The sequence below is a fragment of the Paenibacillus odorifer genome, assembly GCF_000758725.1.
In the GTDB taxonomy this organism is placed as follows: domain Bacteria; phylum Bacillota; class Bacilli; order Paenibacillales; family Paenibacillaceae; genus Paenibacillus_AQ; species Paenibacillus_AQ odorifer.
Genome location: NZ_CP009428.1, coordinates 5094553 through 5113434, shown reverse-complemented (window position 1 = coordinate 5113434; position 18882 = coordinate 5094553). Strand labels below are relative to the sequence as shown.

Below are 18882 nucleotides of genomic sequence, written 5' to 3'. Positions count from 1 at the left end.
AGCAGAAGAAATAGTGAAAAAATATCAAAATCATACTTCTAAAAAAGTTAATCCAGATATTGTGGATTAGCTTTTTTGTGTTTTTCGATCTATCTCTAAACTTGGGAAATTCATACTATCGCACTATTTATTATGGTAAAATAATCCTAGAGTATCTTTTGGATATTTATAAGAACGGATGTTCTGAAGACATATTATTTGGTGAATTTGGAGTTTTGAAGAAAGTTATGATTCCTTTTGCTGAAGAACAGGAAGAAGCTATTTTATTTGAAAAAGCTTATGCCCTTCTTAAGGAGCATTAATATATTATTGGTACGTACAAGTTTGGGAATGTAACTTTGTTTCTAAGTCTACGATACTTTATCAAATAACTATTATATGAGGAGACGATATTAATGTTGATATTTAAAGAAGCAGCTTGGCTAAATGGAGAAGTGGCAATTCATGTAGCAGAAACGAACAGGGGAATACTAGTACAAATTCACCTGCCCTCCGAATCGGAAGATTTCCATTGGTTTGAAGTGACAAATAAAGATGGTGTTATATATGACTCAAGAAGTGAAGAAAAGATATTTTATAGATTTGTAGATGCTGAGGATGCAGCTAATGCATGGTTTGATACTTATTAATGCAAATCAAATGACTGTTTCCTATTATTGTGAAATACAGTACAAACATAGAGGGGTATCGATTAATGACGCCAGTAAAAAATGAATTATATTATCATTATTGTTCTGTTGATACATTTGTGAAGATAATGGAAACTTCAACAATTCGATTGTCTAACCCATACAAAATGAATGACACACAAGAATATAAGTGGCTTTTAAATATCCTGCCGGAAGTAATGAATGAGTATATTAATCAAATTGATAACGACGAGATTAGAGAAAAATACAGATATTTTTATATTGAAGTGTGTGATCAAATATTTGAAAATTTTTACAAGGGTATGGAGGATGAACATCCTTATATTGCTTGTTTTTCGAAAGAGGGAGACGTATTAAGTCAATGGCGCTCATATGCAGATGATTCTAGAGGAGTTTCAATAGGATTTGATCTAAACAAGTTAATTGAGAATTCTAATCTGAAGCTTAAGGAAGTTAGTTATTCTGTAGACGAGCAAAAATCATTATTAATCGATATACTCAAAAAAAATGGTTTAGATGATCCCGATACAATACAATTTAAACGGATGAAACATATGGCTGAAGCTGCCATGATTTTACTGGAGAATATTTTGAGTGAGTCAATAGGTTGCAAAAATCCGGCATTTAGAGAAGAAAGAGAAGTTCGGCTGATATATTCATATGACCCATATAGAAATGGAGACGACTGGAACAAAAAAGTCACGATTAGTGATTTGCAGTTTAGAAACGATAGAGAAAAGATAATTTCTTACTTTACAGTAAATTTTTCAAAACTCAAGGAAGAAATTATTAAATCTATATATATCGGATCAAACTCAAAACTTAATGATGGTGACTTGAAAAAATTCTTGATTAAATGTGGCTATAATGAGTATAGGTTGATTGTTCATTCTTCCTCCTCTACTTATAGATGATAATGAATTGATTTGAATAATTTTAATCAAATGGCATTTTATGAGATTTCAATAATTTTAATGGATTATGTTGTCTACTATCATTCTCTTGATGATACTGAAAAGATTACTCATTGGATCTACCCATTGACTTAAAGAACAAGTATCGCGACGATGATATTTATAAAGTATCTATGAAATACATATAGGACAGGGTGAGACCGTAGAGAAGGATATTACCCTTGTAAGCGAAAACGAATTTAATATTGACGAAATATGTGAATGAGTAACAAGCGTTCTTATACACGAAGTTGAACTAAACGATTACTCCTTATATCAGCTTATTGGAGTGCATGTGATTTAGGCATATATAAACGAATAGTGGGGGATTTGCGAATGACGGCAATGGATGCATTTTTTACTGAAGATTTTGTGTATATCGCTATGGATACGCTATCTCTCTCCATGTATGATAGAAAGCCTTATAAATATGCCTCTAAAATTTTTCCTCTGCCACATCTGCGAGGAGTAATGTGTGGAACAGGTAACCTAGATTTAATATTGAAGTGGTACACAAGAATTCAAAAAAATGTGGTAGCAAAAGACATTGACTATTTGAAACGATATAACTCAAATGTGTTTACAAGAATTGAATGCTGAATACTCGGAATTTGGAAATTCAACCATCTATCAATTTGGCTATTCGGAAGAGTCTCAGGCTTTTAGGGGGTTCACCTATAAAAGCGCCACAAATTTCAATCTGGAAGAATATGAATATGGTGCTGTATATAAACCACAACCTTTTGGACATTTTGACGTATATGCCGCTATGGAGGAACATGGAATTGACGATGCATTTATTAAATTGATGGAATTACAGAAAGCCGAAGATGACTTACTTGACGAGAAGGTGGGTATTGGTGGAGAGATCCATCGATTAGTACTTCAGAAGAATTCATTCAAAATTGAAATCATTCACAAGTTTCCTGATTATGAATTGCAATACAAAGAGATGATACTTAGCTTGAATAAGAACAGATGAAGCTTTTTTGTTGAAAATAGAGTGTCGATTAGGGCAATAAAATGCAAGTTTTAAGCGAAAGGAGAATCGAATGGCTCAGATAATAAATCTTTATGTAGATGATCTACGAGATTGCCCAGAGGGTTTTGTTGTAGCACGTACATATAAAGAGGCAATTAGTATACTTGAAACTCAAAGGGTGCATATTTTGACTTTAGATCATGATTTAGGTGAAGATGCGCAAGGGAAAGAACTTCCTAATGGGTATGACCTAGTTAAGTATTTCTGTGAACGTGGTTTGAAAGTAGATAAGATCTATATGCACACCGATAATCCTGTTGGGCGTATGAATATGTATGAAACGCTTTTAGCTGCGCAGCGAAGAGGCTTCATCAACGAAGATATTGAGATTTATTATTATCCAATTACTAAGAATGTGTATTCTGGTAACTAATTACATAAGAGTAAGAGTATAAAGGAGAGATCCTATGGATAGCCGATTTATATTCTCTTTTTCTTTAGGTGTTGGTTCTCTAGTTATGCTTGTTCTTAATTTGATTTTCTTTACGATTTAGCGAGTTAGGTTTGATGCTAATTGAATCTAAGAGCAACATGAAAACTACATTTCATGTGCAGCATTCCTTGTATATAGAATATCTTAAGCCTGCATTACAGGAATTTAAATATGTTAGTCGAGATATTAGCTATACATGTAAGTATTTGCATTGAAATTTGAATCTAAATGGTTGTATAACAACGAATTCATAAGTAAAGAGGAATTCTTGATGAGAAGAGAAGTACTAAAAACCAAAGAGCAGTTTATTGATAACTGTCCATGTGCATGGGATATCATTCAATTTGTTAAAAGCATTAAGGATACCGATGTTTGATGGTATTTTGAAATAGGATATTCTCATTATCCAGAAAATGAGCATTGGGCAATTTTTAAATCTTATGCTACCGAAGAGTATAAAGACTATATTTAATCAGTTGTGGGTAAGAGAAAAGATAATGATGAATATGAGATAAGGTTGCACAAAAAAATAGATAATATTATAAAATAATACTTTTATATAGAAAGGGAAATTCGAACATGGAATTAAAGAAAATTAACTCTTTAACAAAATATCCAAGTATTCTTACATATCATCAGTTAGGTGAGCGTGGTCGTTTAAATGATGTATTATCTGAGTCAAAAGGTTTTGATGACTCAAGCGATGTATATGTTTATGAAAAAGTAGATGGAGAGAATTCAAGAATCATACTTTTCAAGAATCAGTATAACGAAATTGATTATTTGATTGGCTCTAGAGAAGAGTTGTTATATGCAAAAGGAGATAGAGTCGGTAATCCGTATGGGAATATTGCGGAATTTCTGAAGCCATTAGCAGAAAAAAATGTTGCAGATATTTTTCCAAGAGGAGACTGGGCACTGACTGTAATTTATCAAGAATCTTATGGAGGAAAAACTAAGGCATCTAAGAACTACTCAGACAGAAAAACTCAAAACTATCGTGTGTTTGATGTGTTCTCCTTAGATAAGGATGAATTAGATAAGCTTTTTGAATTACCACAGGAGAAGATTGCAGAATGGCGCGATCACGGGAATCAACCTTTTTACGATGAAGTTGAGAAAAAGAGATTAGTTGAGACCTTAGATTTGCAAGTCGCACCTCTTCTGGAAACAACAAAAGGCACTGATTTCCCGACTACTTTAGAGAGTACGTATTTATATTTAAAAAACTTCGAAGAAACTCAGGTAGGGATTGAATTGGCTGGTAAATCAGAAGGAATCATTGTAAGAACAGCGGATCGTAAGCAGATCAGGAAGATTCGTTTTGAAGACTATGAAAGAACGTTTAATAAATGATTTGATAAAACAATTATTTTATAAAGAAATTTAAAGGAGAAAATATGAAGAAAGACGACTTTGGTAATCGAATGAAAGGTTATGAAAACATTTTTAGACAAACAATTCCCCAAAGGCTACCATTAATTATTCGTATAGATGGTTCACATTTTCACACCTTTACACGTGGGATGAATAAGCCGTTTGATGAGGAATTAATCGAGGCTTTTTGGGATACGTGTAAGTACTTAGCGCAAAATATAATGGGCTGTAAACTGATATACCATCAGAGCGATGAGATATCTATTCTGCTTACTAATTATGATAAGTTAACAACACAGTCTTGGTTTGAAAATAATCTACAAAAAATCGTTTCAGTTTCTGCTTCAATGGCTACTGCAAAGTTCAATGAGGTTATACAAAAAAACTTTCCAGACATGCCTCTAGCCACATTTGATAGCAGAGCATGGGTATTACCTCATGATGAGGTAGCAAATTATTTTCTTTGGAGGCAGCAGGACGCAACCAAGAATAGTATTTCTATGGTTGCTCAGGCAAACTTTCCACATAGTGAACTACAAGGATTAAGCGGAAAACAACTTCAAGATAAGCTATTTGTTGAAAAGAAAATTAATTGGAATGATATCCCTGTGTGGCAGAAACGCGGAGCGTGCATTACAAAACAATATTATAAAAAAGGTGAAGCCACTCGAAGTAAATGGGACGTGGATTTCGATACACCAATATTTAGTCAGAACAGAGAGTATATAAATCAATACGTATATTTATCAAAGGATGAGTAATATGGAGTGTGTAATTTTCATTGGTATTCAAGCTACTGGAAAATCCACTTTTTATAAAGAAAAGTTTTTTAAAACCCATATGAGAATTAATCTCGACATGTTAAAGAGTAGATACCGAGAGAATGTTTTTGTTGAAGCATCGCTTGGAACTAACTTACCATTCGTTGTGGATAATACTAATCCAACAATTGAGGAACGAAAAAAGTATATTGAATTGGCTAAAAAACACAAATATTTGGTAGTGGGTTATTATTTTGAACCAAATTATGATTTATCGTATATGCGCAATGAAGAGAGGCAAGGAAAAGAAAAGATTGCCGAAGTAGGAATCAAAAGTACGTTGAAGAAGTTACAGGTGCCCTCGTTTAGTGAAGGATTTGATAAATTATACACAATACGATCATCCAATGAGGGATTTGAAGTCGAAGAAATCATTATCAAATGAGTCTTTTACTGAATCTTGAGGAGAGATGTTATGTGGGATAAGAAGCACGATGCAAATCTTATTGTTCGAAATGATATTCCTCTAGATATTGGTATTTATACATGGTACACCAAATCAAACGAAGAACTAATTTACATAGGAAAGGCAACGGGCAAAGGTGGATTAAGAAAAAGAATTTGGTCACAGCATTTGAATCCAAAATATTTAGAATGTAGGACATCAAAGTTTACCAGTAAAGATTCATTCCAAGTAAACAATCCAGTTCTTCATAATAATAAAACAGGGATTGATAAATCTGCCTTTAGAAAAAGTGTAGCGCGAAAATATTCATTATTGGCAGGAAATGATTCAGTTCAATATTTGAAGAACAACTATCTAGTAGCATTTGAAAGTTATAAGAATTTGAGTCCCACTGAAGTTTCTGCATTGGAAAAGGAACTTATTATTAAGCTGAAGCCAAGGTTTAACATGACACACAAATGAAAATCGATGATGAAATTAGCCTTTCATAAGGAGAATTGAGAATGGAATACATCGAAATTTATCATACTGGTACTTCAAATAACACCAAATTGGCAAGGTTGGAAGCGGAAGATATCACAGCAGCTATTGAAAAGACAAATACCATTTTTAGAGAATTATGGAGCCAGAGAGCATTTTTTGTTAGATGCCTTACCATTGAGTGGGATTAGAAAATTAGATGCACTAGAATAAAACGCCAAAGGAAAGGAGTGGTGATTAAATGGATACGCTTATTACTGCCTTTATTGCACCTGTAGTTATTGCTGCCATTATTTCGGCCATTGTATCAAGGTCAAACAATAACAAAACCATGTCTCTTAAATATATAACCGAAGAAAGGGCAGCCTGGAGAAAGGAAATTAAAGAAACGGTGTCGGTGCTATATTCTGGGAAGTATGAGGGGGATGAGCGTCCCACACTGAAGAAATTAACAACTTTGCTAATACTAAATCTGAATCCTCTCCAAGAAAAGGAGAATACCCTTGATTTACATATTATTGAATTATTAAAGGCCATAGAGAGTGGCGATGATAGCATGACAACCTTAGAAGATCTGAGAGATAGTGTTGGCATTCTGTTGAAACATGATTGGGAAAGATCAAAAAATGAAACCAAATCATTTTTAACACGACTTCCCAAAAAAGAATACGAGAAGAGAGTATTGGGCAAATATTATTCAGAATGATAGTTCGAGACAAAAGATGATAAACCAATCTTTTATTATAAATGAAATAGCATTAATTTAATATATCGAAGAATGGTGGATACTAAATGAATAATGACTTGAGTGACATTAAACCTCTACTCTAAAAGATATTGAATGATGTCAACATTTATCCAACTGAAGCAGACATAAAAATTATAAATAGGGGTAACCCACACCGACTCTCTTTTGTTGAAGGGAATGCATATGTTTATACTTTTCAATATTAGGGGGAGTTTTTGAAGATAGATAAGGCTGGAAGCAATAGTAAGCCGAGATTTTTTAGTCATCACTATCATCCATCACGAACTGGAAGTAATTTGGCGAAATCTATATTGTGTGACCCAATAATGCAAAACTATGAATTAACTGATGATGCAGTGGGAGATTGGATCAAAAGAAATGTAGATAGAATAGATATTGAGATCAATGAGTCTCTTGGTATATTTGCACTTAATCTAATAGAATCAATAATGCACTGCTTGTATGAGCCTAAATATGAGGGATTTGCAGCACAACGAATCACTAAAACAGTTAATGAAATGTGAAGTTTATCAAGATCATTAGGAGTGAATGAAAATGGAAAAGAGAAAGTGGATTATTGTATGCCCTGTTTGTGAAAAAGAAAGAGAAACGGATGATGAATATACCGAAAAGGAAATGAATGAGAAGAAAGTATTGGTTAATGATTCAAAAATAATCTCACACTGTAGGTCATGCCTAATCAATGGTAAGAGAGAGTTGTAATGAAGACTGATTCTGAATAAAATATGACTTTGACTAAAAGGTAGTTGATACGTCTGATCTATATAACAGGAGATATTCACGGCTCAATAAGCGTTGGTAGTCGCTTTAGTACCAAGAACTTTCCCCAAGGCAAGAAATTAACCAAACAAGACTATGTAATTATAGTTGGAGATTTCGGCCTATTATGGGCTAATGACAAGGAAGATTTATTTTGGTTAAAGTGGCTAACCAACAAGCCATGGACAACATTATTCATTGATGGAAATCATGAAAATTTTAATTTACTCGAAGAATACCCAATAAGCGAATGGAATGGTGGCAAGGTTCATCATATTACACCAAGTATTATTCATTTAATGAGAGGTCAAGTATTTGAGATAGAAGATAAGAAGTTTTTCACTTTTGGAGGAGCTGCCTCTCATGATAAGGAGTATCGCAAGCCAGATAAATCATGGTGGGAACGTGAGATGCCAAGCGAAGATGAGTACAAAGAAGGGCTTGAGAGTCTCAATATGAACTATTGGGTTGTTGATTATGTATTAACACATACCTGTTCCTACGATGCTTTAGAATGGATTTCTCAACGTTACGGAGTCCATATGGAAATAGATCAGATGCATAAATATTTCAATGAGATTAAGTTTAAAGTGGAATATCAAAAGTGGTTCTTTGGACATTTTCATTATGATTCTGAGCTGCCAGATAGTCAGAGATTATTATATAGCGATATCATTAGAATTTAGTAGGATGAAAGTGGCATTTCATAAGGAGGAATAGTGTATGGGACTGTCATTCGCAGAACGATTAAAACTGGCAAGGAAAATCTTGAACTTACACAGCTAGATGTTATGAATCTTACAAAAAACAGAATTCACAATAAAACTTTGATTGGATATGAATCTGGAAGAAATCAGCCTGACTTTGATACATTGAATTATCTTTGCGACATATACAATGTATCTGCTGATTGGATTCTTGGCAGGACAAAAATAAAAAGAAACAACGACAAAGTAAAGGATCACGGAATCAGACAATCAGTCTTTGATGGTGAATATCCAGTAGTTGATTTAACCGATTTATTAAGTGGTTCAACGGCTCTTTCATATAATAGGCGTAATTAACTAATACAGATGAAAAAAGGTTATTGAGTGTGTTACGAGTTATAGTTGAGAATTATATAACAGCGGAACCCAACAATGATGGATCTCGAAAAGAGGAGGCGCACAATGTCTGATGAATATGGTAAGCGCCTAATGGAAGCTCGAAAGAAAAGTAAGTTAACTCAAGAGCAAGTTATGAAACGCATTAATGTAAACAATAAGACGATAAGCAATTATGAAAACGGGATCAGCCAACCAGACTTTGATACTTTACGCGCACTATGTAACTTGTATGAAGTATCTGCTGACTGGATATTGGATCTAAAAAATCCACATTGTTGTTGAAATTGAAGGATATGACACCGAAGAACAACGTGAAATGGTACAGTATCAAGTGAAACTCCTGAAGGATGCTGGTTATGTTGAAGCCAAAGGAGGATACAATCCTTATGAGTTTATTGTAAGAAGCATGACGTGGGAAGGGCATGATTTTCTAGATGCTGCCAGAAACGAAGTTGTTTTTAACGAAGCTAAAGAAATTGCAAAGAAAAAGGGAATGGACTTTCTGAGTTTACCTTTTGAATTGACAAAAACTTTACTGGTAGAGATTGCTAAGAGAACTTTATTAGGATAACTATGATTGACGAGCTATAGGTAATAGAGTATCTTAGTATGAACACACAGAATCTCCTAAAATAAGTTTATATTTCATGACATGAGTCCTGTGTGGCTAGAAACGACAATCACTGAAAAACCCAGTGTTATCAACGCTTTGGCGGAACAGGCAGACGCACAGGACTTAAAATCCTGCGGTACGTGAGTACCGTACGAGTTCGACCCCCGTCCTCGGCACTAGAACAACAAGGGTTTCAGCTCATTAGAGCTGGAACCCTTGTTTGTTTTTAAGATGGTTTGCTAACATTTTGCTAACGGTGCCTCGTTTTCGTGTGGATTCGAGGTTTCCGATGCGCTGAGAATGATGCTTGAACCGACTTCGTGATGAATAGTTTTAGCTTATACTTTGCGTTCGAGAATTCTGTCCCGCTCCATTCTCAGTCGCAGGATTTCTGCTCTAATGACTTCTTTACGGCAAGATAAAGTATTCTTGCCGCTGTACTCCAAAGCAAGCTTTACATGGAGTCTGGCTATGTCCAGCAGCGCAGAACTGATCGTCTCATTATCTAAAGCTCTCCAGGCTTTGTACTTCATTGAGCTGCTTCCTTTGTATTTTTGGAAAATAGATCGTTGATCTTTTGAGCAGTATCCTTTTTCGTCTCCATGTCGATGTGCGTATAGGTCCGTTAAAGAACAGCACGATAAATATTCGCCTATTAACGATGTCGTTGGAAAGCTCGGGAAAGATCGTAAAATTAAGCGTACGACATAGTGGAATCAAGCTGGGAAGCTAAACAGGCCGACCGGCTTTTCTTCGTTTATAAGCCTGTTCACTGGCGTTTGCACACGACCGGACGGCCGTTTGATGACGTAGATGATATGTTCATAGCGGAGTGCTTACTGTGGTGGGCGCGCCGTTATCGATGGGCCGACGTGACGGCTTACCGGCTGTACCCACGCAGAAATGGATTATACGAGGTGGCAGCGTAATTGAACTGGTATTTATACGCGCAGGTGATTACGTGGGCCGTCGCGGTGATCTCTAGGATTACGGTGGTGTTTACGCTCTTTTACATTCTCGAAGCGGATAACACTAGGAGCGCGTTGGCCGTATTCGCTGTAAGCTTAATGACAGGCATATTGTCTGTGCCGGCACGGTATGTACTCGTGATCGAGCGGCCGTACTCTGACACGATTAGTGTGCGGAGTGTCGTCTGGAGCTGAAATGAAAACGTAAGAACGGCGGAGTATGCGGGAGGAAATATAGGATCGTTAGAAATTACGCCGTTTTACAGCGGTTTACACAGTTTATCATACTGTATCGTATACAATACTTTTTTACTGAAAAAGATAAAATGGGCTTTAATAGCTTATCTTAACTTATCATTTTGTAACTTGAGCTTTTCACGACTGAAAAAGGTTAATCGCCGAATTTGACGTTTTACGAATCTACAGCGTTATTAATATAATCGGAGGTGACAGTCGGAGTGGAGGTGACAAACGAAGAAATCCACGAGTTTAATCTGTAGCTGTACTATAACCCACGCTATCAGACGCTGAGCTGGCGCGAGCAGGTCGCGGTGTTCTATATGGAGAAGTTCCGGAATAAGGCGGGTTAAAAGAAAACGTAAGAATGGAGGGGTATGAGAGAGATATAGGGAGTTCGCGTGTTCAACCTGCTGGAAAACGCTCTGTACTACCGTGTACTATGGTTATCTAGGATTACTTAGAATTCTCTATGTTACAACGGATAATTACCAATTTTTGCACATGAACAATCAAGCAAAATCGCTGAATTTGGCGGGTGCACTGCGCGATCATCAAATATATAATCGGAGGTGTCAAAGGATGACGACGAGTGAGAGGACGAAAACACAACGTGATTTCCGCGCAAGCTTAGCTATTGGGAGTAATCGTGTGTTTAATTGAGGTTGTAAGAGTTTGTCTATTTCAGATAGTTATTATCACATCTTATTCGACGTATACGTTAGTTAACAGAATTATGGAAAAATATGCTTATGACTGTGCTCAATATGAATTAGTGATGAAAATACAAAAAAAGAGAGGAATGTAATAGGCGTTTCTTATCCCTGAAAGTTTGAATTGTTAACAGGCATTCTTTAATGTATACAATTCATAGTCTAATCTTACTTGCTGTTAACAAGCTGTATACGGATGAGAAGGGATAGTTTTCGGTTGATAAATTTCGAAATCCGAATATTTAACGTTTTAGGAGATTTTACTAGTTGGATGCGGAGTAGCTATAATAAAAGAGCTAAGGATAAATTACTGCCATAAGGAGGTGCTCTTAATGATGACAGTGTACGAATCGTTAACGCTGATGCTGGCGTTTGGATCGTTAGTAATCGCAATTCTAGACAGAAAAAAGCGGATCTAAAATAACCGGCCATCCTCCAAGATAACAGTTATCACTCCGCTGAACTTATTCAACGCTATTGTACGCCTATTCCACGTAAGACACAACAGAGGCGCCAAGAAACGGATTAAAGCCGTGGACTGGCGCTTTTTCTTGATCTCCGCTAGTCTTGCGAGATTTCGGACACAACAGCGGAAGCACGTGGGATAGACGCTGTAACCCTCGACTAAAAGCAGGCAGTCTAAAATTTTATCCTGTTTCAGAGATTAATATAAGTTCGTATAGTAAAAGGCGGGAAAAAGCATTATGGTAATTTTATCAAATGGTATATACAATAAAAGTATGAAGATTTTTACGGGGGTTGTATGTTGAATACATTTAACGATCTATTGACTACTCAAAAAATAGTTAAAACCTTAATTATTATGTTTACTTCACCAATTGTTGTAGCAGCAATCATTACTGGACTTATGAATTACTTCACTAAGCGGAAGACTGAAAAGAAAATTGAACAAGAAAAAGCAGAATTAGCAACTAAAATGCTGTCTCAAATAGAAAAGGAAAAAGCGAGCCTTCAAGAAGTGTTATTAAAGGAAGTTGAGAAAACTAAGGGTGAAATACAAATGAAACTTGAACAAACGAAAGCTAATTATCAAAAAGAACTCGATATACATAGAGCAGAAATAGAGAAGCAAAAAGCCCATGCTTTTAGATATTCTGAACATCAATTTAAACTTTAAAATACTTTATGGGGAACCTTGATTGATCTGAAAGTTAAAGCGGATGATCTCTGGAATAGTGCAGGTGCAAGAAGGTTTAATTAATACGTAAAACAACTTATTGTTACGAAAAAAGAAATCGAAAAAAGTAGGCTTAATATCGAAGAAAATCATTATATTCAATTACAAATATTGATCGAAGAGTTTGCTGAATTCAGGAATGGAAAGGAAAGTTTACTACAGTTAGAAATAGCGAAGTTACTGATATTCAACTAAATGAAATATATGAAATTATAAACAGAAATGAGAGAATAAGATTCAAATACCTTGAATTTTTAGAACACATAGGACTTTATTTTAGAGGTCAAATCAAAGGGGAATGAAAATTCTCTTGCAATTCATATAAGTGGTAAGGAATCTCTATTTTACCCCCTAATTCAGTTGCGATCAATCAATTCAAGAGATCTTCTAAGACATCTGCAATTTGGTAGCTTCTGTCCACAACTAGATATCTTTCATATATACTAGTATTTCCCGTTTCTTCAGTTCATATATCATCTTAATCTGCGTCCCTTATGATTATTATCATTTCTCAACTGATTGTATTTTTTTTGATTCCAGTTCCGAATAGGAGTAATGGTTATGCATGCAAATACTGATATTAAAAGGCTTATTATAGATATAATCGCATGTTTAGTATACAAAAAGACTCAAATGTACGAACTTATACTTAGACCAGCTGGAATAAGTGAAAAGTTCTTTGCGGGTCTTATGAAAAAACGTAGTGTAGATGGGAAACCACTCACTAAACGAGATATGGGGAGCATAATAGTTCAGGAACTGGAAAAGAAACTAGAATACAAGAACAATATTAATTCAATTATAAAAATTGCAGCTAACTGGAATCAATTTCATTTAACTGATAATGAAATGCTTGCAAGAGCTACTGTTCAGAAAGCGAGAGAAGTTCTGAATATAATAGAGATAATGTAAGAAAAAGAGAAGCAAATTCTAAGAGAAGAAAAGGAAAGAAAGAGATTGGAGGAAGAAAGACGAGGAGCAACTTTGGAAATGGAACATGAAATCAATAATCAATCAAAACTTCTGTTAATGATGTATGACGAACTTGTTATGATGAAAGATAATCCTCAAAAGTGAGGTTTAATGTTAGAACAATTAATGAATATGCTCTTTAATGTATATGACATTGCGCTAATGCAAAGCTTTCGACGTAATGAAGGAGGAGAACAAATCGACGGAGCATTTAAACTGGATGGATGACATTACCTCGTGGAAATGAAATGGACAAGTCAGTTAACTGATATGAAACAATTAGATTCATTATACGGAAAGGTTGCTCGCTCAGGCAAACAAACTATGGGATTGTTTCTTTCAATTGGTGGATGGTCTCCACATGTATTTCCTTTAATGAAGCAACACCCGGACAAATCAATTTTTATTATTGGATGGTTATGATTTGAGAATGGTTTTAACTCGGAATATTTCTCTAATTGACTTATTACAAAAGAAAGTTGCTAAATTTAATATTGAGTCAGAGCCGTTTGTAAGCGAAAGTATGCTGTTAAATGGATAAATGGGTGAGCTTTTTCAAAACTTGAATTGCTAATAACCAAATACATTTATTAAGGGGTGAATAAGATTCCTATAAATAAAGATGTTGATATAATTGCACAGTTTGCAGATCAAGCTTTTGATCAACAAGATACTCAAACTTTAAAAAGCATAGCGGAAGATATTCTTGAGAAATTCAACTCCTCTGATTTTTCTGAATTAGATAAAGCAATTTTGGGGTATCATGGTGCAACTTCTTATGCTAATTATATTTCATTAGTTCATAATGATGTAATGCAATATTCTGAAGAAAGTAATAATGAATCTGACTTTGAGTTCTGTATATATTTATACAGAAAAAGCCTAGAGTTTTTTAGAACTTTTAGAGAAAATAATGATTCATGGAATAAGGCTGATGCTGTAGAAAAACAATATTATTCGAACTATTTGCAAATGCTATATGTTAATTATGCAAATGATCTAAATCAGTGTGGTAGATTATTACAATCTATTTCGCAATTACAGTATGGAGTTTCTAGTCACTTTTCGATGGCAGTAGGAAATATGGCAGCTAAATTGATCACTTATGGACAATATGACTATGACATTGGGCATGGTCATATCTTTTTTAACGAGGCTTACCAATTATTATTAGAGGCGTTAGAAGGGGATTTACATGAAGATGCGAGGCACAGTTTTTTAAGACAAAAAGAATGGCTAGAGAGGTGCTTTTCTGAAGATTTATTAGAGGAACCATATAGTTTTGAAGACATGTCTATGGGGGAGACAAGTGAAGAGAAGAATTATAGAATGTGGTGTTTAGAGAACACATTGTTTCTAAACACGCTTAATGATGCTTTTTACTACCCATTGGTTGCGCATGATTGTATTCATCTTCCCGACATTGTTACAGATATTCATGTAGGCTTCAAATTTCATGGACTGGTCAATCAGTTGAAGCAAGAATATGTTTCCGCTAGGTTTATGATTTATGATGGGTTACATAACCGGGGGGAACATTACTCAGACAAAGAGGTTCTTATGTACAATACGCTTGACTTTCCTATATACGGATTAAGTATTGAGATGGTTAAGTGTGCATTCAGGAGTTTATATTCCTTATTCGACCGTATAGCATTTTTCATTAACGACTATTTTGAACTTGGAATTAAGGAGCGAGATGTATCTTATAAAAGTATATGGGAAGGAAGAAAAGGTGGAAAAGGCGGATATGAGTATAATTTTGATTTGAAGAAAGCAATGACAGGAGCAGATACGTATAACCTTCCGCTTATAGGATTATATTGGCTGTTTAAAGATATAGGAAAGAAAGAGATTAAACACGATTACCTAGAACCTGCTATCAAGCAGATTGCAGATATAAGGCATTCACTCGAACATCGTTATTTTAAATTACATGATTCTCTATTTATTCCTCATGAAGAACCAGCATTAAGTGATACATTGGCTAAATCTATAAAAATTGATGTTTTCAAAAGTACTTGTATGCAATTGTTACGGTATTCAAGGGAAGCAATTATACTTTTAGTCTTAGCTGTTCATCGAGAGGAACAGCTAAGAAATGAGCAAAGAGATGTAAACGGATTGGTAGCACCTATGTATTTAGATAAGTTTGAAGATACATGGAAGCAGATATTTTAGCATTAAAAAATATCGAACATGAATGCTGCTGGGGCGTTTCTTTTAAAGGTAATCACATAATACCGTAATTGTATTTCTAAGGACTAGGGTGATAGCTATGAGCTTTTTAGTAATGGATGATGAAGAGTACAGTTTCATTTGGGAAACGTTATGCGAATTACAACTAATATTTCATCCGAAGTATTCTCGTGAAGGGAAAATAGATCACAAGGAGTTATTAGGTTTAAAAACTACAAAAAAAGTCTCTGTTATGCTTGACAGAAACCTCTTAAGTAGTTTACTAAAGCTTACTCGTGATGGTTATCTAAAAGATGAACAAGAGATGCGAAGAATTGCATTATTAATGACATGGATGATTATGAATAATTACCCTGCAAGTCCAGGGCTAGCATTGAAGGAGTATGCTACTAAAATAAATGACATAATTGAACCCAAAAGGGAACTTCGAGAATTCAACAATATTTTTGATTATTACCCTAGTATGATGTGGCTGCGTTTGGCCGAAGGGGCTATAGATAGTATTCCTGTGTGTCCACTGCCAACGGAACCTTTTATTACAGAAATTGAATATAATGAAGATGATGATCACCTACTAATGCACATTGCAGAAATGCTTCATGTAGTATATTTATGTAGACGACGAGAACTATCGCCGGTTGAAAAGATGTTGGATTTTTTAATGTGGAATTATAAATATTTGTTAATTTGTGAGAGCACCTTGGTTTATACAGCAATGTTGTTTACAAGTCAATCTGGAATCAAAGCACCTAAAAATTCAGGAAGTAATGACATAGAAAAAATACTTGTCGGTTGCAGAAATCAAGCGTGGGATCTAAATTATTTATCGAATTGGAGCAGCTTTCATTATTACGAAAAAACTATGGATGAGATTTTTATGTTCGCAACTAATGATATTCTACTAAAAAGAATATTTATAAATACGTATACTAGTGGTGGCGTAGGTACGCTGATTGAAGCCGTATTTTCCAAGAGTGATTCCCAGAAAATATTCGAAGTAGTAAATTTCAATCAAAGAAACAGGATAATACCGGACTTCGGCGCAGACCCAAAAATATACTTGCGCCAACTAATTGAACAAGAAAAACATAGGTTAATGGAAATTGTAGCTGATAAAGGGCATTTAAATTATCAAGATAACCAATAATAAGGTTCTGCATAGAGTTCATTGTCTTTATCCTTGATTATGTCAAATCTAAGGATTTGTAGGAGGAATACATGGGATTACTATATTCCATTAGCTTTTTAATAGGTAATTTTTCGGGAATCGGTCGTCTAGTTCATTTTTTAATTGGAATTAATAATAGGAAAAAACAAGATAAGATAATTGATTGGTTAGGAATTGTTTTATTAGTTTGGCTTCAGTTATCACCTGCTGTCATACTATTCTTTATTTTTCAGTCTCAATATGGCTGGGTTCAGCATGCACTGATAATAATCGCTTCCTTCGCCGTGGGCTTTAAATGGTCTGATTCTTGGGTCCAGACAACAGATGAGTTTGAAAAAGTGGTTTTAAGGGAACAGGAGATAAAAACAATTGAAAAAACAAGTGTAGAACAGTTTTGGAGAAAATCTTTAGTAAGCTTCTTAAAGTATCTTCAACAAGTTTATGAAAAAATGTTTCTTTATAAAGCGTGGTTAAAGAATTTTAAGCGTTTTCTTCCGAGCGAACAAGATGATAGAGCTGTGCAGATATTAAATGAACTAAGGAAAGAAATTGGTGTTTCAAATGTAATTCTTTGCGTATATCCCAGTGATAATACAGGAGGATACGCTATACTAAAACCACGATTTAGAAAAGGGTTGTCCTTTGTACTCATCTCATCATATTCGTCTGAAAAATTATCATTTGATGAGCTTCGTGCATTGATAGCTCATGAACTAATGCATATTCGTAATAAGGATTATCGTTCTAACAATTCGCTATTTTCTTTAGGAACAATCTATGGATTCTTATTTGGAACTATGCTTTATGCTTCTTTAATTGATCTTTTTCGCAAGCTTATTCCGTTATTTGCATTAGTTTTAATAATTGCTCTCCCTCTTTTACTAATCGCGATTATCATTATTTTTTTGTATTTTCTTTGCAGCAAACATGGATATTGGTTTCAGATCAGAGAATTACGTGCAGATAGAAAAAGTTGTAAGCTATCAGGCAACATGAGAGAGGGTATGCTTAAGTTGTTAGAGAGGTTAAAGGTTGAAGAAGCGGCTGAAAACTCAAATATTTTGTGGTTTCAAAAATATTATTCAAGATATAATAGTTGGCATTCCCACCCAAGTATTGAATACCGTATAAAAATGATACAAGATTATACAGAATGGTCTTACAGAGATTATTTTAAACATTTCTCTCAAACAATTAAGTGGGCTATAATAGGTAAGGGATGGAGCGGTTCTTAATTGAGTTAGTTAAGTATGCTGCTCCCCTTCATTTTGCTAACATTTTTGCTAACATGGCTGCATATCCAAATCTCTGAACGCAGAGAGTATAGAACGAAAAAAAGCACCCATAACCCTTATGGTTAAAGGCTTTATGCTCAATCTTCCCGTAGCGTAGAAAAGGGTCTACGAAGACCGTTTCAGGACTTAAAATCCTGCGGTGCGTGAGTACCGTACGGGTTCGACCCCCGTCCTCGGCATCACAGTGAAAACCTTGAGAAATCAAGGTTTTTTTGTTTTTTATTGGTTTCGGAAAAAATTCCTTAACAAAGGATGATAATATTGGACAAATTAGAAGCACTTGATAAGAACTTTGTCCCTATATTAGAACCCCAGGTAAAGCTTTCAATAGCGTTACTCTTTGTTTGTCAGAATGGACACTGATTTACACATATCTAAGTTCTCCATCTTTTATCTGGGCAAGCATACGAGTTACAAATGAATTTGTATCAAGTCAGCAGAAATTCTCAAAAATAATAGAGGCGCTGGTGAAACAGCAAAAGCAGTACTTGAACAGTATGAGGCAATTCTATTAAAGCATAAGTCCGATCTCACCGTTCTCCAGCAGCAGCTATCTGATGTCGATATGCGGATTGTGGAATTGGAGAAGTAAATGAGAAAGAAGACACGATATCTCAGTATACAAGATTTTTCATGACACAAAGTCGGGCATTTATGTAAAAATATTTGATTCAAAGCAAATTAAAGATGCTCAAATAAAGGCTGACTATTAGCTGCTTGTTT

The 18882-nt window shown here is 34.9% G+C and carries 27 protein-coding genes and 1 tRNA gene; 27 read left to right on the top strand and 1 reads right to left on the bottom strand.

From position 1 onward, the window contains the following. The first annotated feature begins 158 nt into the window (after positions 1-158). The 19 genes from PODO_RS31290 to PODO_RS31275 all read left to right on the top strand — a co-directional run bounded on the left by PODO_RS31290 (position 159) and on the right by PODO_RS31275 (position 9582). The gene (locus PODO_RS31290; protein ID WP_169744798.1) at positions 159-302 is read left to right on the top strand and encodes a hypothetical protein; all 144 of its coding nucleotides are present in this window, start codon (positions 159-161) and stop codon (positions 300-302) included. 93 nt (positions 303-395) lie between these two features. Then, a complete protein-coding gene (locus PODO_RS22370) occupies positions 396-629 on the top strand; it encodes a hypothetical protein (protein WP_038572810.1) in 234 nt (77 codons plus the stop codon). Between the two features lie 65 nt (positions 630-694). Beyond that, complete coding sequence (locus PODO_RS22365) at positions 695-1564, top strand: DUF2971 domain-containing protein (protein WP_038572809.1); 870 nt, start codon at positions 695-697, stop codon at positions 1562-1564. Between the two features lie 375 nt (positions 1565-1939). After that, positions 1940-2203 carry a hypothetical protein gene (locus tag PODO_RS22360; RefSeq protein ID WP_038572807.1) on the top strand — a complete coding sequence of 88 codons (264 nt, stop codon included), beginning with the start codon at positions 1940-1942 and terminating at the stop codon, positions 2201-2203. After that, positions 2193-2585 carry a hypothetical protein gene (locus PODO_RS22355; RefSeq protein WP_038572806.1) on the top strand — a complete coding sequence of 131 codons (393 nt, stop codon included), beginning with the start codon at positions 2193-2195 and terminating at the stop codon, positions 2583-2585. The genes PODO_RS22360 and PODO_RS22355 overlap by 11 nt, the downstream gene beginning before the upstream one ends. A 70-nt stretch (positions 2586-2655) precedes the next feature. Continuing rightward, a complete protein-coding gene (locus PODO_RS22350) occupies positions 2656-3018 on the top strand; it encodes a cyclic-phosphate processing receiver domain-containing protein (protein ID WP_038572804.1) in 363 nt (120 codons plus the stop codon). Positions 3019-3657: 639 nt separating this feature from the next. Further along, entirely contained in the window at positions 3658-4434 is a 777-nt protein-coding gene (locus PODO_RS22345; RefSeq protein ID WP_038572802.1) for an RNA ligase family protein, read from the top strand. A 44-nt stretch (positions 4435-4478) separates the two neighbouring features. After that, positions 4479-5216, top strand: coding sequence for a tRNA(His) guanylyltransferase Thg1 family protein (locus tag PODO_RS22340; RefSeq protein WP_038572800.1), 738 nt, complete (start codon positions 4479-4481; stop codon positions 5214-5216). A 1-nt stretch (position 5217) separates the two neighbouring features. Then, on the top strand, positions 5218-5661 hold the full coding sequence (locus tag PODO_RS22335) for an AAA family ATPase (protein ID WP_038572799.1): 444 nt from the start codon (positions 5218-5220) through the stop codon (positions 5659-5661). A gap of 30 nt (positions 5662-5691) precedes the next feature. After that, the gene (locus tag PODO_RS22330; RefSeq protein ID WP_038572797.1) at positions 5692-6144 is read left to right on the top strand and encodes a GIY-YIG nuclease family protein; all 453 of its coding nucleotides are present in this window, start codon (positions 5692-5694) and stop codon (positions 6142-6144) included. A 41-nt stretch (positions 6145-6185) separates the two neighbouring features. Then, complete coding sequence (locus PODO_RS31285) at positions 6186-6353, top strand: hypothetical protein (RefSeq protein WP_155288172.1); 168 nt, start codon at positions 6186-6188, stop codon at positions 6351-6353. 50 nt (positions 6354-6403) lie between these two features. After that, the gene (locus PODO_RS22325) at positions 6404-6868 is read left to right on the top strand and encodes a hypothetical protein (RefSeq protein ID WP_052097264.1); all 465 of its coding nucleotides are present in this window, start codon (positions 6404-6406) and stop codon (positions 6866-6868) included. Between the two features lie 257 nt (positions 6869-7125). Continuing rightward, positions 7126-7434 (top strand): hypothetical protein, encoded by a 309-nt coding sequence (locus tag PODO_RS22320; protein ID WP_038572795.1) that lies wholly within the window; start codon positions 7126-7128, stop codon positions 7432-7434. Positions 7435-7465: 31 nt separating this feature from the next. Beyond that, the gene (locus PODO_RS31280) at positions 7466-7633 is read left to right on the top strand and encodes a hypothetical protein (RefSeq protein ID WP_155288171.1); all 168 of its coding nucleotides are present in this window, start codon (positions 7466-7468) and stop codon (positions 7631-7633) included. Positions 7634-7677: 44 nt separating this feature from the next. After that, complete coding sequence (locus PODO_RS22315; RefSeq protein ID WP_244886378.1) at positions 7678-8376, top strand: metallophosphoesterase family protein; 699 nt, start codon at positions 7678-7680, stop codon at positions 8374-8376. A gap of 33 nt (positions 8377-8409) precedes the next feature. Continuing rightward, positions 8410-8754: a helix-turn-helix domain-containing protein gene (locus PODO_RS30175; RefSeq protein ID WP_052097262.1), complete on the top strand. Its 345-nt coding sequence runs from the start codon at positions 8410-8412 to the stop codon at positions 8752-8754. 105 nt (positions 8755-8859) lie between these two features. Further along, positions 8860-9078, top strand: a complete 219-nt coding sequence (locus tag PODO_RS22305) for a helix-turn-helix domain-containing protein (RefSeq protein ID WP_038572793.1) — start codon at positions 8860-8862, stop codon at positions 9076-9078. Continuing rightward, entirely contained in the window at positions 9062-9367 is a 306-nt protein-coding gene (locus PODO_RS22300; protein ID WP_342342261.1) for a DUF2513 domain-containing protein, read from the top strand. Before PODO_RS22305 ends, PODO_RS22300 begins: the two co-directional genes overlap by 17 nt. Before the next feature lie 140 nt (positions 9368-9507). Next, positions 9508-9582 (top strand) — tRNA-Leu (locus PODO_RS31275). A 165-nt stretch (positions 9583-9747) separates the two neighbouring features. Here PODO_RS31275 and PODO_RS22295 read toward each other — a convergent pair. Continuing rightward, the gene (locus PODO_RS22295; protein WP_038572792.1) at positions 9748-9942 is read right to left on the bottom strand and encodes a hypothetical protein; all 195 of its coding nucleotides are present in this window, start codon (positions 9940-9942) and stop codon (positions 9748-9750) included. Between the two features lie 420 nt (positions 9943-10362). Here PODO_RS22295 and PODO_RS22290 point away from each other — a divergent pair, with 420 nt between their 5' ends. The 8 genes from PODO_RS22290 to PODO_RS22260 all read left to right on the top strand — a co-directional run bounded on the left by PODO_RS22290 (position 10363) and on the right by PODO_RS22260 (position 18099). After that, positions 10363-10572, top strand: a complete 210-nt coding sequence (locus tag PODO_RS22290; RefSeq protein ID WP_141240286.1) for a hypothetical protein — start codon at positions 10363-10365, stop codon at positions 10570-10572. Positions 10573-11659: 1087 nt separating this feature from the next. Beyond that, positions 11660-11746, top strand: a complete 87-nt coding sequence (locus tag PODO_RS32360; RefSeq protein ID WP_425311695.1) for a putative holin-like toxin — start codon at positions 11660-11662, stop codon at positions 11744-11746. A 344-nt stretch (positions 11747-12090) separates the two neighbouring features. Further along, positions 12091-12465: a hypothetical protein gene (locus PODO_RS22285; RefSeq protein WP_155288170.1), complete on the top strand. Its 375-nt coding sequence runs from the start codon at positions 12091-12093 to the stop codon at positions 12463-12465. A 621-nt stretch (positions 12466-13086) separates the two neighbouring features. Continuing rightward, positions 13087-13437, top strand: coding sequence for a hypothetical protein (locus PODO_RS32015; protein WP_038572789.1), 351 nt, complete (start codon positions 13087-13089; stop codon positions 13435-13437). A 303-nt stretch (positions 13438-13740) separates the two neighbouring features. Continuing rightward, positions 13741-13920 carry a hypothetical protein gene (locus PODO_RS32010; RefSeq protein WP_244886377.1) on the top strand — a complete coding sequence of 60 codons (180 nt, stop codon included), beginning with the start codon at positions 13741-13743 and terminating at the stop codon, positions 13918-13920. Between the two features lie 174 nt (positions 13921-14094). Continuing rightward, entirely contained in the window at positions 14095-15678 is a 1584-nt protein-coding gene (locus tag PODO_RS22270) for an LA2681 family HEPN domain-containing protein (RefSeq protein WP_244886376.1), read from the top strand. Between the two features lie 97 nt (positions 15679-15775). Continuing rightward, positions 15776-16843 (top strand): hypothetical protein, encoded by a 1068-nt coding sequence (locus tag PODO_RS22265; RefSeq protein ID WP_052097258.1) that lies wholly within the window; start codon positions 15776-15778, stop codon positions 16841-16843. Positions 16844-16914: 71 nt separating this feature from the next. Beyond that, positions 16915-18099: a M48 family metalloprotease gene (locus PODO_RS22260; protein ID WP_038572788.1), complete on the top strand. Its 1185-nt coding sequence runs from the start codon at positions 16915-16917 to the stop codon at positions 18097-18099. Positions 18100-18882: the final 783 nt, after the last annotated feature.

What these genes read in the sequence shown, in the direction of transcription:
- PODO_RS22370 (WP_038572810.1), top strand. Translation starts at nt 396, where the DNA reads ATGTTGATATTTAAAGAAGCAGCTTGGCTAAATGGAGAAGTGGCAATT.
- PODO_RS22365 (WP_038572809.1), top strand. Translation starts at nt 695, where the DNA reads ATGACGCCAGTAAAAAATGAATTATATTATCATTATTGTTCTGTTGAT.
- PODO_RS22360 (WP_038572807.1), top strand. Translation starts at nt 1,940, where the DNA reads ATGACGGCAATGGATGCATTTTTTACTGAAGATTTTGTGTATATCGCT.
- PODO_RS22350 (WP_038572804.1), top strand. Translation starts at nt 2,656, where the DNA reads ATGGCTCAGATAATAAATCTTTATGTAGATGATCTACGAGATTGCCCA.
- PODO_RS22345 (WP_038572802.1), top strand. Translation starts at nt 3,658, where the DNA reads ATGGAATTAAAGAAAATTAACTCTTTAACAAAATATCCAAGTATTCTT.
- PODO_RS22340 (WP_038572800.1), top strand. Translation starts at nt 4,479, where the DNA reads ATGAAGAAAGACGACTTTGGTAATCGAATGAAAGGTTATGAAAACATT.
- PODO_RS22335 (WP_038572799.1), top strand. Translation starts at nt 5,218, where the DNA reads ATGGAGTGTGTAATTTTCATTGGTATTCAAGCTACTGGAAAATCCACT.
- PODO_RS22330 (WP_038572797.1), top strand. Translation starts at nt 5,692, where the DNA reads ATGTGGGATAAGAAGCACGATGCAAATCTTATTGTTCGAAATGATATT.
- PODO_RS31285 (WP_155288172.1), top strand. Translation starts at nt 6,186, where the DNA reads ATGGAATACATCGAAATTTATCATACTGGTACTTCAAATAACACCAAA.
- PODO_RS22325 (WP_052097264.1), top strand. Translation starts at nt 6,404, where the DNA reads ATGGATACGCTTATTACTGCCTTTATTGCACCTGTAGTTATTGCTGCC.
- PODO_RS31280 (WP_155288171.1), top strand. Translation starts at nt 7,466, where the DNA reads ATGGAAAAGAGAAAGTGGATTATTGTATGCCCTGTTTGTGAAAAAGAA.
- PODO_RS22305 (WP_038572793.1), top strand. Translation starts at nt 8,860, where the DNA reads ATGTCTGATGAATATGGTAAGCGCCTAATGGAAGCTCGAAAGAAAAGT.
- PODO_RS22295 (WP_038572792.1), bottom strand. Translation starts at nt 9,942, where the DNA reads ATGAAGTACAAAGCCTGGAGAGCTTTAGATAATGAGACGATCAGTTCT.
- PODO_RS32360 (WP_425311695.1), top strand. Translation starts at nt 11,660, where the DNA reads ATGATGACAGTGTACGAATCGTTAACGCTGATGCTGGCGTTTGGATCG.
- PODO_RS22285 (WP_155288170.1), top strand. Translation starts at nt 12,091, where the DNA reads ATGTTGAATACATTTAACGATCTATTGACTACTCAAAAAATAGTTAAA.
- PODO_RS32015 (WP_038572789.1), top strand. Translation starts at nt 13,087, where the DNA reads ATGCATGCAAATACTGATATTAAAAGGCTTATTATAGATATAATCGCA.
- PODO_RS32010 (WP_244886377.1), top strand. Translation starts at nt 13,741, where the DNA reads ATGAAATGGACAAGTCAGTTAACTGATATGAAACAATTAGATTCATTA.
- PODO_RS22265 (WP_052097258.1), top strand. Translation starts at nt 15,776, where the DNA reads ATGAGCTTTTTAGTAATGGATGATGAAGAGTACAGTTTCATTTGGGAA.
- PODO_RS22260 (WP_038572788.1), top strand. Translation starts at nt 16,915, where the DNA reads ATGGGATTACTATATTCCATTAGCTTTTTAATAGGTAATTTTTCGGGA.